Source organism: Streptomyces sp. NPDC050738 (genome assembly GCF_040654175.1).
GTDB lineage: Bacteria > Actinomycetota > Actinomycetes > Streptomycetales > Streptomycetaceae > Streptomyces.
This window is the reverse complement of record NZ_JBFAHN010000004.1, coordinates 533,223-548,031: the sequence shown is the minus strand read 5'-3', so window position 1 is coordinate 548,031 and position 14,809 is coordinate 533,223. Positions and strand designations below refer to the sequence as shown.

The 14,809-nt window shown below is 68.7% G+C and carries 14 protein-coding genes and 2 pseudogenes; 8 read left to right on the top strand and 8 right to left on the bottom strand.

What is annotated here, in order from left to right:
- Nucleotides 1-48: 48 nt before the first annotated feature.
- Nucleotides 49-1,530 (bottom strand): MFS transporter, encoded by a 1,482-nt coding sequence (locus AB0H78_RS14290; RefSeq protein WP_363234640.1) that lies wholly within the window; start codon nucleotides 1,528-1,530, stop codon nucleotides 49-51.
- Nucleotides 1,531-1,650: 120 nt separating this feature from the next.
- Between AB0H78_RS14290 and AB0H78_RS14285 the strand changes: the two genes are divergently transcribed.
- From AB0H78_RS14285 to AB0H78_RS14270, 4 genes are all read left to right on the top strand, one after another.
- Nucleotides 1,651-2,181, top strand: coding sequence for a hypothetical protein (locus tag AB0H78_RS14285; protein ID WP_363234639.1), 531 nt, complete (start codon nucleotides 1,651-1,653; stop codon nucleotides 2,179-2,181).
- A 74-nt stretch (nucleotides 2,182-2,255) separates the two neighbouring features.
- The gene (locus tag AB0H78_RS14280) at nucleotides 2,256-3,092 is read left to right on the top strand and encodes a DUF4097 family beta strand repeat-containing protein (protein ID WP_363234638.1); all 837 of its coding nucleotides are present in this window, start codon (nucleotides 2,256-2,258) and stop codon (nucleotides 3,090-3,092) included.
- A gap of 236 nt (nucleotides 3,093-3,328) precedes the next feature.
- Nucleotides 3,329-4,315, top strand: a complete 987-nt coding sequence (locus AB0H78_RS14275; protein ID WP_363234637.1) for an ATP-binding cassette domain-containing protein — start codon at nucleotides 3,329-3,331, stop codon at nucleotides 4,313-4,315.
- A complete protein-coding gene (locus AB0H78_RS14270; RefSeq protein ID WP_363234636.1) occupies nucleotides 4,312-5,127 on the top strand; it encodes an ABC transporter permease in 816 nt (271 codons plus the stop codon). The genes AB0H78_RS14275 and AB0H78_RS14270 overlap by 4 nt, the downstream gene beginning before the upstream one ends.
- A gap of 57 nt (nucleotides 5,128-5,184) precedes the next feature.
- On the opposite strand, the gene AB0H78_RS14265 is transcribed toward AB0H78_RS14270, so the two are convergent.
- On the bottom strand, nucleotides 5,185-6,633 hold the full coding sequence (locus tag AB0H78_RS14265) for an MFS transporter (RefSeq protein WP_363234635.1): 1,449 nt from the start codon (nucleotides 6,631-6,633) through the stop codon (nucleotides 5,185-5,187).
- A gap of 109 nt (nucleotides 6,634-6,742) precedes the next feature.
- On the opposite strand from AB0H78_RS14265, the gene AB0H78_RS14260 reads away from it, so the two are divergent.
- Entirely contained in the window at nucleotides 6,743-7,309 is a 567-nt protein-coding gene (locus tag AB0H78_RS14260) for a TetR/AcrR family transcriptional regulator (protein ID WP_363234634.1), read from the top strand.
- Between the two features lie 688 nt (nucleotides 7,310-7,997).
- Here AB0H78_RS14260 and AB0H78_RS14255 read toward each other — a convergent pair.
- The 3 genes from AB0H78_RS14255 to AB0H78_RS14245 all read right to left on the bottom strand — a co-directional run bounded on the left by AB0H78_RS14255 (nucleotide 7,998) and on the right by AB0H78_RS14245 (nucleotide 9,701).
- Nucleotides 7,998-8,369 (bottom strand): toxin Doc, encoded by a 372-nt coding sequence (locus AB0H78_RS14255; protein WP_363234633.1) that lies wholly within the window; start codon nucleotides 8,367-8,369, stop codon nucleotides 7,998-8,000.
- Entirely contained in the window at nucleotides 8,366-8,626 is a 261-nt protein-coding gene (locus AB0H78_RS14250) for a hypothetical protein (protein WP_363234632.1), read from the bottom strand. The genes AB0H78_RS14255 and AB0H78_RS14250 overlap by 4 nt, the downstream gene beginning before the upstream one ends.
- A gap of 331 nt (nucleotides 8,627-8,957) precedes the next feature.
- Entirely contained in the window at nucleotides 8,958-9,701 is a 744-nt protein-coding gene (locus tag AB0H78_RS14245) for an FkbM family methyltransferase (protein ID WP_363234631.1), read from the bottom strand.
- 867 nt (nucleotides 9,702-10,568) lie between these two features.
- On the opposite strand from AB0H78_RS14245, the gene AB0H78_RS14240 reads away from it, so the two are divergent.
- Both AB0H78_RS14240 and AB0H78_RS14235 read left to right on the top strand, forming a co-directional pair.
- Nucleotides 10,569-10,961 (top strand): ATP-binding protein, encoded by a 393-nt coding sequence (locus AB0H78_RS14240; protein ID WP_363234630.1) that lies wholly within the window; start codon nucleotides 10,569-10,571, stop codon nucleotides 10,959-10,961.
- Nucleotides 10,962-11,175: 214 nt separating this feature from the next.
- The gene (locus AB0H78_RS14235; protein ID WP_363234629.1) at nucleotides 11,176-12,096 is read left to right on the top strand and encodes a SigB/SigF/SigG family RNA polymerase sigma factor; all 921 of its coding nucleotides are present in this window, start codon (nucleotides 11,176-11,178) and stop codon (nucleotides 12,094-12,096) included.
- An 817-nt stretch (nucleotides 12,097-12,913) separates the two neighbouring features.
- Here the strand turns inward: AB0H78_RS14235 and AB0H78_RS14230 are convergent.
- Entirely contained in the window at nucleotides 12,914-13,084 is a 171-nt protein-coding gene (locus tag AB0H78_RS14230; protein WP_363234628.1) for a hypothetical protein, read from the bottom strand.
- Nucleotides 13,085-13,374: 290 nt separating this feature from the next.
- Between AB0H78_RS14230 and AB0H78_RS14225 the strand changes: the two genes are divergently transcribed.
- On the top strand, nucleotides 13,375-13,509 hold the full coding sequence (locus AB0H78_RS14225) for a hypothetical protein (protein ID WP_363234627.1): 135 nt from the start codon (nucleotides 13,375-13,377) through the stop codon (nucleotides 13,507-13,509).
- A gap of 273 nt (nucleotides 13,510-13,782) precedes the next feature.
- Here AB0H78_RS14225 and AB0H78_RS14220 read toward each other — a convergent pair.
- Nucleotides 13,783-14,138, bottom strand: a pseudogene (locus AB0H78_RS14220) (ISKra4 family transposase); the annotation flags it as partial.
- Between the two features lie 156 nt (nucleotides 14,139-14,294).
- Nucleotides 14,295-14,471: pseudogene (locus AB0H78_RS14215) on the bottom strand (helix-turn-helix domain-containing protein); the annotation flags it as partial.
- Nucleotides 14,472-14,809: the final 338 nt, after the last annotated feature.

The following is a 14,809-nucleotide window of genomic DNA, read 5'->3' as shown; positions in this document are numbered from 1 at the left end:
TCCGCCCCGGGTGTCCTGGTGAGCACACCGGTGCTGGGCCGAACGGAGCTATTCGCGTCCGGACTCCAGCGGCGGCGCGGCGACCGCGCAGTGCGTACGGGACTCGGGCCGCCGGCAGTCGGGCGCCGGCTTCCGTACGGTCACGAAGGCGATCAGCGCGCCGACCACCAGCACCCCGGCGCACATCGGCATCGCCCGCCGGAAGGTCGAGCCGAACTCGGCCGCCGAACGGTACGCCTCGGGCCCCATCCCGGCGAGCAGCGGCAGGGCGGCGACCGCGATCAGCCCGGCGGCGCGGGCGGCCGCGTTGTTCACGCCGCTGGCGAGCCCGGCCCGCCCGGCGTCGACGGAGGCGAGGACGGTGGAGGTGAGCGGGGCGACGAGGGTCACCATGCCCAGGCCGAGGACCAGCAGCGCGGGCAGGATGTCCGTCGCGTACGACGCCCCCTCCCCCACGCGCAGCATCAGCAGCATCCCCGCGGCGCACAGCAGCGGCCCGGCGGTGAGCGGGATACGCGGGCCGATCCGCTGCCCGAGCTCCCCCGACCTGGCGGAGAGCAGCAGCATGAGGACGGTGGTGGGGAGGAGGGCGGTGCCGGCCTGGAGTGCCGAGTAGCCCACCACGACCTGGAGTTGGAGCACGGAGAGGAAGAAGAACCCGCCGAAGGCGGCGTACACGCACAGGGTCACCAGATTGACCGCGGTGAACTGGCGCGAGGAGAAGATGTCCGGCGGCAGCATCGGATCGGCCCGCCGCCGCTCGACGGCCACGAACACCGCGCCGAGCACGACACCGGCGACCGCCGCGCCCACGACCACGGCCGATGCACCGCCGGGTGCCTCGATCAGTGCGTACGTGACGAGCGCGAGGGCCGCCGCACCGAGCACCGCGCCCGCCACGTCGAAGCGCCCGTGCTCCCGCCCGTCGCGCGACTCGGGTACATGCCGCAGCGCGACGGGCACGCAGAGCACGGCCAGCGGCACATTGAGCAGGAACACCCAGCGCCAGCCGGGCCCGTCCACCAGCCATCCGCCGAGGAAGGGCCCGACGGCCGCCCCCACCCCGCCGAGCCCCGACCACACGCCGACCGCGCGGGCCCGGTCGTCCGGATGGAAGGAGGCCTGGATGAGGGCGAGCGACCCGGGCGCGAGCAGGGCGCCGCCGACACCCTGCAGGGCGCGGGCGGCGACCAGCACGCCGGCGTTCGGCGCGAGCCCGCAGAGCAGCGAGGCGGCGGCGAACCAGACGACGCCGATCACGAAGACCCGCCGCCGCCCGAACCGGTCGCCCAGCGAACCGCCGAGCAGGATCAGCCCGGCGAGCGCGAGCATGTAGGCGTTGACGGTCCACTGGAGTACGGACATGTCCGCGCCGAAGTCGGCGCCGATACGGGGCAGCGCCACGTTGACGACGGTCGAGTCGAGCATGGCCATGCTGGAGCCGAGAACGGTGGTGAGCAGCACCCAGCGCCCGACGGGCGTACCGGTCCTGACGACACCTGAGGCCGCGGGCGGCAGGGACAGCACCATGCCCGGATCATCCCGCGCAGGCGCGCGCAGGGCCAGTACTGCCACCCTTTGGCGCCACCAACTCAAAGGCGTGGCGCCATAAGACTTGCAATGGCGCCATGATGGTGCCACTCTTAGGTCATGGACCTCACCCCGTACGTCGACCATCTCCGCCACGAGCTCACCGTGGCCGCCGAGGCAGGCGGCGACGAGTCCCGCGCCCTGGCCGAGCGGCTCACCGCCCAGCTCGACTCGGCCGCCCGGCTCACCCTGCTGAACGCCCTGTCCGACGCGATGGACGAGGTCACCCGCGACCTGGCGCCGGGCTCGGTCGACGTACGACTGCGCGGCATGAACCCCGAGTTCATGGTCACCGCACCACCCACCCCCGACTACTTCGACGAGGCCACCACTCCGGCGCAGGCTCCGCCGGCCCCGGCGGCGGCCCCCGTCGAGGCCGAGGAGGGCGCCACGGCGCGCATCAACTTCCGTCCGCCGGCCCACCTCAAGGCCCGGGTCGAGGAGGCCGCGAGCCGCGAGGCGCTGTCGGTCAACGCCTGGCTGGTCCGGGCGGTCACCACCGCACTGGAACCGGCGGCGGGCGGCCGCCGGAAGGACAAGCCGAGCCAGACGTCCTCATCGGGCCAGGGGTTCACCGGCTGGGTCCGCTAGCCGCACGGAAAAGCCTTCACCTCGCTCCAACTCACTTCACTTCAAAGCCACTCACCCAAAAGGACGGCACAGCCATGCCTACATTCACCACCCCCGGACCGCTCACCGCCACCATCGAGATCGAGATGGGCCACGCCAGGTTCATCGCCGGCAAGCGCACCGACACCGTCGTCGAGGTGACGCCGGGCGACCCCGCCAACAAGCGGGACGTACTGTCCGCCGAGGCCACCGAGGTCACGTACACGGACGGGAAACTGTTCATCAAGGGCCCCAAGACGCGCTCGCCCTTCAACAAGTTCGGCGCGATCGACGTGACCGTCGAACTGCCCGCGGGATCGAACCTGGAGGGCAGGACGGGCCTCGGCAATCTCGTCGCCGAGGGCGAGTTCGGGACCTGCCACCTGACGACGGCCATGGGCGACATCACCCTCGAAGAGACCGCGGGCGTACAGCTCAAGACCTCGCACGGCGACATCGAGGTCGACCACGCGAAGGGCGAGGCCGACATCCACGGGTCGGGCCGGGTGCGGGTCGGCCGGATCGACGGTGCGGCCAACGTCAAGAACATCAACGGCGACACCGCGATCGGCGCGATCAGCGGTGAGCTGCAGGTGCGCTCGTCCAACGGCCGCATCAGCGTCGTACGCGCCGAGTCCTCGGTCACCGCCAAGACGGCCAATGGCGCCATCCGCCTGGACGAGGTCGTACGTGGCCAGATCACCCTGGACAGCGCGGCCGGCGCCCTGGAGATCGGCATCGCCGAGGGCTCCGCGGCCTGGCTCGACGTGCGGTCCAAGGCGGGCCGCGTACGCAACGAGATGGGCGCGGCGGAAGGCCCGGGCGAGTCCAAGGAGACGGTCGAGGTCCGGGGCCGCACCAGCGTCGGCGACATCGTGATCCGCCGCGCCTAGCAGCCCGGGAAGTTGAAGCACGACCACAGCCAGGCACCACCCACAAGGCGCCCCCGCGCACCCCTCTGACGAGGGCGGGGGCGCCTTTCTCGTACCCGCGCCCCCATCGTGGCGCCACAATGGCTCGACATGGCGCCATGCATGTGCCAAGCTGATGCCATCGAAAGCGAACGAGGCGCCATCAAGGGTCCCGTCGCAAGGATGCGCCGGTACGCGCAAAGAGAGGACTCCCCGTCATGGCCCCCGTGATCCCGCCCCCCAGCAGCAGCAACGGCCACCGCCCGGCCGCCATCTCCGCCGTCGGACTGCGCAAGTCGTACGGGGACAAGCTGGTCCTCGACGGCATCGACCTGCGGATCCCCGAAGGCACGATCTTCGCCCTGCTCGGCCCGAACGGCGCCGGCAAGACCACCACGGTCGAGATCCTGTGCACGCTGATCAACGCGGACGCGGGACAGGCCCAGGTCGGCGGTCACGACGTGGCCGAGTCCCCCGAAGGCGTACGGCGCCAGATTGGCGTCACCGGCCAGTTCGCCGCTGTGGACGGCCTGCTCACCGCCGAGGAGAACCTGCTCCTCATGGCCGACCTGCACCACCTGCCCCGGCGCGAGGCCCGCCTCCGCGCCGCCGACCTCCTCGACCGCTTCGAGCTGACCGAGGCGGCCCACAAAAACGTCGCCACCTTCTCCGGCGGCATGCGCCGCAAGCTGGACCTGGCGATGACCCTGGTCGGCAGCCCGAGCATCATCTTCCTCGACGAGCCGACGACGGGCCTGGACCCGCGCAGCCGCCGCGTGATGTGGGACCTCATCAGGGACCTGGTCGGCCAGGGCGTCACGATCTTCCTGACCACCCAGTACCTGGACGAGGCCGACGTACTCGCCGACCGGATCGCGGTCCTCGACCACGGCAAGCTGGTCGCCGAGGGCACCCCGGACGAACTGAAGCGCCGCATCCCAGGCGGCCACGTACGCCTGCAGTTCGCGCACGAAACCCAACTCACCGCAGCAGCGGCCCAGTTCGGAGTGGCGACCCGGGACGACGAGTCCCTGACCCTCCAGATCCCCAGCGACGGATCGATCGCGAACCTCCGCGCGGTCCTCGACGTCCTGGACTCGACACACCTCCAGGCCGAGTCGCTGACGGTCCACACCCCCGACCTGGACGACGTCTTCCTCACCCTCACAGGCACCCCCGACGCACAGAAGGAGTCGGCCCGATGAGCACCGCGACCGCCACCCCCGCCACCCCCGCCCGCTCGCACGCATTGCACGACTCCATGACGATGCTGCGCCGCAACCTCAAGCACATGCAGCGCTACCCGTCGATGACGATCTCGATCGTCGTGACACCGCTCCTGATGCTGCTGCTGTTCGTGTACGTCTTCGGCGGCGCGCTCGGCGCCGGCATCGGGGGCGGCACGAGCCACGCCGACTACATCAACTACGTCGTGCCCGGCATCATCCTGATGACCGCGACCTCCGGAGCGGTGGCCACCGCGGTGTCGGTCTGCACCGACATGACGGAGGGCATCATCAAGCGCTTCCGTACGATGTCGATCTCCCGCGGCGCGGTGCTCAGCGGCCATGTCTTCGGCAGCGTCATCCAGGTCACGACGGTCCTCGCCCTGGTCACAGGGGTCGCCTTCGCGATCGGCTTCCGTACGACCGCCTCGCCGGTCGAGTGGCTCGCGGCCATCGGCCTGCTGCTCTTTCTGGCCTTCGGCCTGGCCTGGCTGTCGGCCGCGATGGGCATGGGCGCCAAGACGGTGGAGGCCGCGTCGAACGCCCCGCTCCCCCTGACCCTCCTGCCCCTGCTCGGCAGCGCGATCGTCCCCACGGACTCGATGCCGACGGTGATGCGCTGGTTCGCCGAGTACCAGCCCTTCACCCCGATCAACGAGACGCTGCGCGGCCTGCTGCTCGGCACGTCGATCGGCAACGACGGCTGGATCGCCCTGGCCTGGTGCGCGGGCCTCGCGGTACTCGGCTACGCCTGGTCCCGCGCGGTGTTCAACCGCGAGGCGACGGCCTGACGCGACACGATGGGCGGCCCCCGGAAACTCCCGGGGGCCGCCCCATCGTGTTGCCACCTAGCTCGACGAGGTGACCGCATCCCGCTCCTTCGAACGGTGCGATACCTCCGAACCTTCCACAGGCTCAGCCTTCGCCAGCCACAGGCCGGTGAACACGGCGGCGGCCAAGGTGACGGCGCCGGCGGCGACGAAGGCACTGTTGAGGCCGGCCTCGAACGAGGCGCCGCCGGATTGCCGGTTGCGGACGACGGCTCCGAGTACGGCCACACCGAGCACGGCACCGATCTGCCGGGTGGTGCTGATGATGCCGGAGGCGAGCCCGCCCTCCTGCGGGCTGACTGCTTGGATGGCGGCGCCGGTCAGCGGGGACATGGTCAAGGCGAAGCCGATTCCGACGACCCCGAGCCGCCACCACACGTTCCCGTAGCCGGTGTCGGCGTGCACCATGCCCAGCGCCAGCAGCCCTCCTCCGGCCAGGGCCAGGCCGATGGTGACCACGATGCGGAAGCCGTACCGGGCGGCGAGCCGGCCCGCGAACGGGCTGACGATCACCATGCCGAGGGACATGGGGAGGGTCTGCAGACCGGCGGTCAGGATCGAGCTGCCCTGGACGTACACGAAGAACTGGGAGAAGAAGAACGACGACCCCATGAGCGCGAACCCCACCACGACCATGGCGGTGTTGGACACGGTGAACAGCCGCTGCCGGAACAGCCGCAGCGGCAGCATCGGTGCGGAGCGACGCGCTTCGACGGCGACGAAGGCGGCGAGAAGAACCACCGCGGCGGCGAAGCTCCCCAGAATGACCGGTGCGGTCCAGCCGCGGGCGCCACCCTCGATCAACCCGTAGGTCATGGCCCCCACCGCCAGAACGGACAGCACCGTCCCCGGGATGTCGATAGCGGGGGCACTCGGATTACGGGACTCGCCAAGGTGCCGCAGGCCGACCACCAGCAGGATCACCCCGATGGGCAGATTGACCAGGAAGATGGCGGGCCAGCCGAAGGCCTCGGTCAGCACACCACCGGCCACAGGCCCGGCGGCCAGGCCGATCCCGCTGAATCCGGCCCACAGCCCGATCGCCTTGATGCGCTCCTGCGGAACGGGATAAGCGGCGACGAGCAGAGCCAGCGAGGCAGGACTCAGCGCCGAGGCCCCAATGCCCTGCAGCGCCCGCCCTGCGACCAACCATCCGACGGAGGGCGCAAGGCTGCACATCACCGATGCCGCGGTGAACACCACGGCACCGGCCAGGTACACCCGCTTGCGGCCGAACCGGTCGGCGAAGACGCCGCCGGACAGCAGCAGCATGGCGACGAGCAGCACGTACGCGTCAACGATCCATTGCAGACCGGTCAGTTGAGTGTGCAGCTGATGCTGCATGTCGGGCAGCGCCGCTCCAACAATCGTGTTGTCGAGCAGCACCATGAATTGCCCCAGGCAGGTCACCGCGAGCAGCACGGCCCGGTTCGGTCGACTGCCTACGGCCGCAGGCGATCCAGCCATGGTGAGTCCCCTCAATCGTCAATCACCTAACGCAGCCACCGACTGCGTTAGGTGACTGTAAGCGGGCTCACTACGTAAACGCAAGAGCTGACTGCGTTAAGGTGGAGCCATGAATGAGCGACAGCAAGCCCGGCGACCCGGCGGCCGCGGAGCCCGCGTAGGCGCGGCGGTGCACCAGGCCGTCACCGACCTGGTCACCGATCGCGGCTACGGCAAGTTCACCGTCGCGGAGGTTGCGGCGCGTGCGGGCGTGGCCGACAGCAGCATCTACCGCAGGTGGGGCAGCCTGGAAACCCTGCTCACCGACGTGGCCCTCACCCGCCTCAACGAGCAGTCACCCATGCCCGACACCGGAACCCTGGTCGGCGACCTGCGCGCCTACGCGGCCCAAGTGGCCCGCGTGATCACCGGCCCCGACGGCCTGGCGGTCCTGCGCCTGACCGTCGCCCTGTCGAGCAACGGCGAGAAGGGCCTGCAGGCGCGAGACGCCTTCCTCGCCGAACGCAACGAAAAACTCCAGTCCATGCTCGACCGCGCCACCGCCCGCGGCGAGAACGCCCCCGACGCGCTAGGCGTGCTGGACCACGTAATGGCCCCGATGTACGTCCGCATCCTGTTCGGCCTGGGCCCGCTCACCCCGGAGTACGTCGACGGACTGGTAGACCGACTGCTGTGACCACAGCCGCCGACCGACCTCGCAACGGGCGCATCACACGGCCTCACCTCGATCCGCTACCCTGTCTGTGACCGCCATCCGTGGCGGTCGCACACCTTGTTGAGACCACCTGAGACCTCACTCAGAGGATCCCTCCGCGTTTCGCACAAGGCCCCGCCTCCGTGGGCCTTGCGGAAAAATGCGTAACTGCAGGTCAGCCCATGTGCATAAAAGGGCCCCCGAAACGGACAATGGTGGTTTCGGAAACGCGCCGAACGTCTCCGCAGGTCAGCACCTCAAGGCCCGAGAGTGATCCAGCCATCCGGAATCCAGCCGTCGATGTAGCCCTCGATGAAGGTTGCAAGCTCCAGAATCCCCAACGGTCCTACAGCCTGAGCGGCTTCGCGGTGCCTCGACCGCATCAAGCAGGGGCATCAACAGCCTGATCCCCTTCGGCTGACGGCCTCGGGTCTGTCCACCGTCCCCGTGGGCGGGCCGTCCCACGTGACCACCTGGACGAGCTCCGTCGCCGCGATCGGGCAACCGGGTCTTCCCCGCCACAGCCGCATCGCATCCCCAACACGTCGCGCTGGCGCTCGGCAGTGGACCACTCGTCCATGCGCCCAAGCTGGTGGACGTGGTTTGAATCGCTACCGGGTCCGTGCGGGCCGTGCGCGAGGTGGCCGGGCGGCGAGGCGTTCTGCGAGGGTCAGACGCGCCAGGACCTGACCGCTGCGGCAACGCCGAACACGTCCACGGTTCCGGTGTGCAGACTGGCGCAGAGCTTGATGAGTTCACCGAATGGGGCATCGATTCCCTCGCCGCAGAGATGCATGTACTGCACGGCGCAAAGCGATCCAAAGCGCTCGTTGCGAGCGGGCAGGGGGCGGCAAGTCACGATCGTGGCAAGTAGGGCAGCAGCCCGCCAGGCACTGTCCGGGGTGTACCCGAGGCGGGGCGTCTCACAGCGATGCCGGGCGACGACGGCGTCCAGCGAGGAGTAGTCCGCAACGTCGGCCGACTCCGGGACGACCTCTTCCTGGCGCTGCAGGAGCCAGGGAACATCGACGAAGAGAATCACGCTGCCTGTCCGCTCGGTCCGCGGCGAAGCGCGGCGGCGGTCTGCTCGTCCTCGCCGCCGAACGCGGAGTCGAAAGCGTCGATGGCCTCCTCGGACAAAAGGCTCTGCGCCGCCTCCCCCAGCGGCTGGACCAGGCGGGGGTCTCGGCCGATCAGGGACAGAGCGAGTGAGGTCACGGTCGTACCCCTGGCCTGCGCCTGGGCCTGGAGCGCGGCGTACTGCTCGTCGGGGACGCGGAGATTCAGCTGCTTACTCATCCCCCCACCGTATAGCACCGCTATACGGTGGGGGTAGGGACTCGGCGGTCGCGCAGCTGATGCACCAAGCCAGCTGCGGCACCGCGACGAATCAAAGATGTGAGCACCCGCACGCAAAGCCCGATCAACGACGCAGGGACCGTGCTCGGCGGCCTCGTGGCCGGGGACGCCGCGGTGGGTGTGCACTTCGCAAGGCCGCCCGGAGTCCTGTCGCATCACCGCGGTGGGCGGCGAGGCAAGCAGCTTTGCATGGTGACGCCGATGCACAGGCCGACACTGAACACGGCGAGAACGAGCGCGGTACGACCCTTGCCCGTCGTCACGCGTGTGGCTAGCGGGGCAGGACGGGGTGACGACTGATCAGAAAGTTCGCGTAGGCATCTTGTGGGACCACTCCGGGTGTGACGAGGACGGGGCCATTGCTGCTGAGGTGGTGGATATGGCGGTAGCCCAACTCGGCGGCCGTCTCCCAGAGCTCTTCGAGCGCGGCCGCGGTGAGGCATTCGGCGATCAGCGTCGGGTAGTGGGTGCGAATCGTGTTCTCCATCCCGAGCAGCACCTGCGGTTCCAGGCCCTCGACATCGATCTTCACAAGGTCGACGGGTTCATCCCCCAGCAGCAGATCGGCGGTCGTCACCTCGACGTCGACGGAGGTGACCTCTCTCGGTGAGGGGCGCAGCGAGGCGGCCGTCGTGTCGCCGGGAACGCTCAGCCGGGTACGCCCGGGGGCATCGGACAATGCGGTGCGGCTGATGGTGACGCGGCCGTGGAGGTCGTTGGCGTCGATGTTGCGGACGAGCATGTCGGCAGCCACCGGGTTGGGTTCGACGGCCACAGCCTCGAGACTGCTGTTTGCCCGGCAGGCGAGGAGGGTGTAGACACCGGAGAACGCACCGATGTCGACGAACCGGCGGGCGGTGCGGGCGAGCTCGTAGAACACCGGCACCGTGGTCTCTTCCCAGTGCCGCAGATTCGTCCAGATCACCTTGCGCGCCATGACGTCGGCATCACCGCTGACATAGACAAATGACTCCCCGTCAGGTGCCGCGACGGTCCAGGCACCGGTGGGGTGCATTCGCCTCCATACCGATTGAGGCACAAGGCCGCGCAGTGTTGCGGCGCGGAGCGCTTGCTGCGATCCGGGGATACGAAGAGTCAGGTCTCGGGCGGTGGCAAGGAGCGTTGTCGAGGGCACCCACCGACCGTAGTCGGGTCAGCCTGTGACCAGTGGTCATGCCACGCGAGGCGGTCAGGACTCCGCGCCTCCGGGCGCACGCCTGCGACAAACGCCTCGATCCGTTCGGGGACATTGTTGGGCGCGGTGCCGGAGCAATACGGAACCGCTGAGCACAACACCGCGTCGGGCCCTTTGGAGTGGGATCCAAGCTCATGGGGGCGGGCTCGCCGCCGATGATCGCCGACGGTGCAGGTCACTGACGCCACCACGCTCCTGACCGCCAGCGTCACTGGACTGTCCACCTGGTTGCGGGCCATTGACGGATGGTACGGCTACAGAGTGTGAAGCAGTTCCGTGCCCTCAACAGCGCCTCCGCCAGCTATCGCCCCGGCCATGACAGCGCACTCCGGCCCTGCTGGTCGTCGGCTGCCGAGCGGCGCATCAGGGCTGGGGTCCGCGGAAAGTGAGGAGCGGAACCAACCTCACCGGGGGGCGAAGGGGGGCCTTGGTCAGGAGCATGATCCGTGCCAGCACCGGTTTTCCGACCGTCACTGTCCGCCGCGCAGGGATGGGGCGCATTGCCCACTCTGCCACTTTCAACGCAGCCTCCTCAGCGCTCGTCCGGGGTCCGCACCCATGGGGTCGGATACCTCTTGGGTGCCTCTTGTGGCGGAGTTAGCCCCCCGCTGATCCGGGCAGACGCAGGGTTCATCGAGCCAAAGCTTCTCGTCGACGGGAGTTCCGCAGATGAGTCAGTCACAGGTCATGGCAGATCGCCGGACCGAGTACGCCCAGCGAACCACCTGTCCGGCCACGGCCGCCCAGGCACGCAACGACATGCGCGAGTTCATCTCCGAGTTGTCTCCCGCCCCGACCCCAGAGTTCGTCGATAACGCCGTGCTGGTGGTCTCCGAACTGGTCACAAACGCGCTGCGGCATGCAGGTGGTCTCACCACGCTGCAGCTGGCCGCAGACAGGACCACGCTCGAGATCTGCGTACGCGATCCCAGCCACACGCCTCCCTGCGAGCGCCCGCCGGACCTTAACGGGTGCGGAGGCGGATTCGGCTGGCCCCTGGTCAGCTTTCTCTGCCGTACGGTCGCCGTCAGCCCCGCCCACCACGGAGGCAAGTACGTGCGCGCCGTCCTCATCCGATAGTCAGTGGGCGCCGGCGCCCCTCCGAGAGGATCGCCGATCGATCAGGTGCCGGAGGCGTCGTGGCAGCAACGGAAGGGGGGGGCCGAGTTCCCCCTCCGAGATGGTCCATCCCCGATAACTCCGGAATGTTGTTCCGCTGCGAGATGAATGAACTCCCCTTCAGGGGGCATGCGCAGTCCCTATGAACGGGACGGTGCGATCAGAGAGGGTGACCATGGACACGGTGACGCAGGCAAAGAGCGTGGACCGGCCTGGGACTTTGACGCGCTCCGGCTTGGAGACATCGGCCACCGCGGATGTCCTGCCCTGGATCGAAGATGCGGTCAAGGTCGCACCGAAGGACGCACGAGACTTGTCGAAGCAGTTCTTCGACCAGCTCCAGGTCTTGGAGGAGGGCACCCACGAGTACCAGTACGCCCGCAACACCCTCATCGAGATGAACCTCTCGCTCGTCCGGTTCGCCGCGGGCAGGTTCCGCAACCGCAGCGGCAGCGACCTGGAGGACATCGTTCAGGTGGGCACGATCGGCCTCATCAAGGCGATCGACCGCTTCGACCTGTCACGTGAAGTCGAGTTCTCCACCTTCGCGGTCCCCTACATCGTGGGCGAGATCAAGCGGTTCTTCCGCGACACGACCTGGGCCGTCCACGTGCCCCGGCGCCTGCAGGAACTGCGCGTGGACATGGCCAAAGCCAGGGAGCAGCTCGCCACGGAACTGGACCGCGACCCGACGGTCAAGGAGCTCGCCCAGCACCTCGAGATCAGCGAGGAGGAGGCCACCGAGAGCGTCGTCGCGGCGAACGGATACACGGCCGGTTCGCTGGACGTGCCGGTCGACTCCTCCGCCAGCAGCCACAGCAGTTCCTCGGGACGTACCGTGGCCGATCTCATGGGCGAGTTTGACCCGGGCATGGAGCTGGTCGAGGACCTGCACACACTGGCCCCGCTCCTGGACGAACTCGACAAGCGGGAGCGCCACATCCTCGAAATGCGCTTCGGCCAGGAAATGAGCCAGAGCCAGATCGGCGAGGAACTCGGCGTCTCTCAGATGCAGATCTCTCGTCTCCTCTCGCGCATCCTGAGGAAACTGCGCACAGGGATGTCTCCCGAGGACAGCATCCTCGCCGTGTCCTGACGTATCAGCCCGCGGCACCCAGCACACCCGTCGTCTTGCACTGCCGCCGGAGAAGGGCAACCGTAGGGCGACCACCCTGGGCAAGTCAGCGCGCCGGTCGCTACAGCACGAAGCGGGCTGAGAGCGGATCATCCCAGGCGGGCCCAGTCGGTGCTGGCGTCCTTAAGGTGCATGCCGGTGGCGGGCACATCACCGAGGTGACGTTCACCGGCGTGGGGCCTTGGAGGGGACATGCTCGCCTACTTGAGCACGCACGGCTTCGAGCCTCGCTACGCGAAGCGCAGGGGCCGCCGCCGGAGAACCTTCACCCGTCCGAACGCCGGGCGACCTTGCGGTTCGTTGAGCCTCAACCTGCCGAGCATGGGCCACGCTTGGCGCTCGTCGGGTCCCTATGACTCCATCGGGAGCACTGGGCTTGTGTGCAACCGCCCAGGGCGTGTTTCTCTCTTCCGTGATACGAGTCCTGCCACGGTCACGGAGACACTGGGCGAGTTGGATTCCGCGGTCATGGACTGCATGACTGCGGTGACGGCGACGGACACCTCCCGGGCAACATCGACAGCGCAGTAGCCCCGGTGAAGGATCACATGGATCTCAACCTGCCATGTCTGGCTGGCCTTGTTGCGGTTCACCCGCACTCCGGAGGAGTGCGTCGCTCTGGCGGATGAACCGCTCGCGTCACGCATTTTCGCCAGCGGGCCTGAGGCGCGAAGGAGTTCAGCCAGCCCGGGACGTAGGCAGGCGACGCCCGGTGTGGCAAGGGTTACCTCTCCCACGGCTTCGGTGAGAGCCCGAGGGGCCGAGTGCTCGCTCGTGGTCACTGTCCCTCCACGGGTTCGTCGATGAGGTCGGTGATCGTCACATCGACGGTCTCGACGGGCAGCCCCAGCTCGGCATCGGCCGTCTCCAGTACGCGACGGCGGATTTGGGCGGCGATCTCCTGGAGATTCCAGGTGAGGGCCACCTGCACCTCCAATGTGATGCGCACCGGCCCGCGAGGCAGGGCCGCTGCCGAGGGGGCGCGCCAATTGTTGCCGGGGCCGGCTTCGATACGGCAACTGCCCGCGTGCACACCGGGCAGGGACTCCGCGGCGGCACGTACGGTAGTGGCCGCCGACGCTTCGACGTGAGCGGGTACGAGCGCACGTCGCCGCCCGCACCGCACACCTCACCGGCCTCACCGTGCCCGCGCCATAGGTGCGCATCCAGCGACTGCGCCTGCGGGACAGAACCGAGACCGAATCCGCGGCTCCAGAGGCGGAAGGCGGCTCCCCGGCCGTGGCAGCGGGACTCATTTCCGCCCGTCGTCTGTGGTCCCAGCTTCGCATCCCGGTAGCGGTCCTGGCATTGCTCGACGCCAGCGTCTGCGGCACCGTTCTGTACGACGTACTGGCCGTCCACCTGGGCGAATAACCTCCCTCACGATGGCGCTGGCACCTGATGCACTGGCTGGGCACACACGGGCCGAGCGACAGCGCAGCCCTTGGGACCGCGGCAGCGATCGGCCTGTTCGCACCGGGCGTGGCTGCTGCTGCTCGCGCTCACCCCCGGCCACCTGCCGTCAGCTCACCATGGTGGCACCGGCCCCCGACGTCCACGCGGTACTTGATCGCCGTGCGGCTGCCTCACTCCTGAGGGACGCCATCTCGGAACTGAGGCCGTGGCCCAGGCCGCGCTCGAGGCGCTGTAATCGGCGACGTGTACGAAGTCCAGCAGGACGTGCACCGTGACACCGCGTCGGACACACTCGGCACTGATCAGGTCGAGCTGGTGGCGGGCGCCGTCGACCAGGACGACCCAGGGCCGCAGAAGCTGAGGGGGTCGCGTGCCTGAGCCTGGTCGAAGGCGTCGGCGATGGCCTGCTCGGGCGGGTGGATCACGTCGTGGGGGTGTCTGGGTGCCGGGCGGGTGTCGAAGACGCAGGCCACGGTCGCCATCCGCTTGCGGTTCGGCTTCTCGCCCGGTGCGAGCCGGCCCCGATGGTCGGCGGCTGCTTTCGCTGCGGCTCGGCGGGGGGCCTCCCGCAGGGCCTCGGGCCGCAGCCGGCCAATCACCGTCTTCACGCGGGCCAGCGTCCACCGCTGGTCGGCCCATCCGTGTGCCAGCGGACCGCGCTCCAACTCCCGCTCCAGTTCAGCAATCTGCGTGTCAGACAGTCGGGGCCGACCAGGTGACCCCTTGGAAGCTACCCCGGAGTGACCGTTCTCGGGCCACTGGCGCCGCCAGCGTTCCACCGACCGCACCGAGACCCGCAATGCGGCAGCGATCTCCCGGTTCTTCTCGGCGGCCTCGAAGCGAGTCACAGCCTGGCGCCGGACCCGCTCTCGCGCGGCCCTCTCGGCGTCGGTCGAACCGCCACCCTGCGGATATCTCACCGCCCCAGGACTACCGAAGCCCCCTGGGTGATGTCCGGCGGACAGCCCGACATCACCCGATCAAGTTCAGTAGCAGTGTGAAAGAAGTCGCCAGCCGCCCGTGGTGAGAGCAGATGAGAGATGGGGAAGTCCGCGATCCCGGATCGTTCAGTGCGCTGGCGCACTGCCTTGACCAGCGACTTCGCATGGTGACAGCTCAGGTGGCGAAATTTGTCCAGTTGCCTCGCGTAGGCCCTTCCGGGTTGTTCCTGCGAGTTTCCCATCACCTCTGCCGAATACACACAAATATGCTGCTATGAATACCTTGCGCCATCTCGGCCGCATCGGATTCAGTCCTC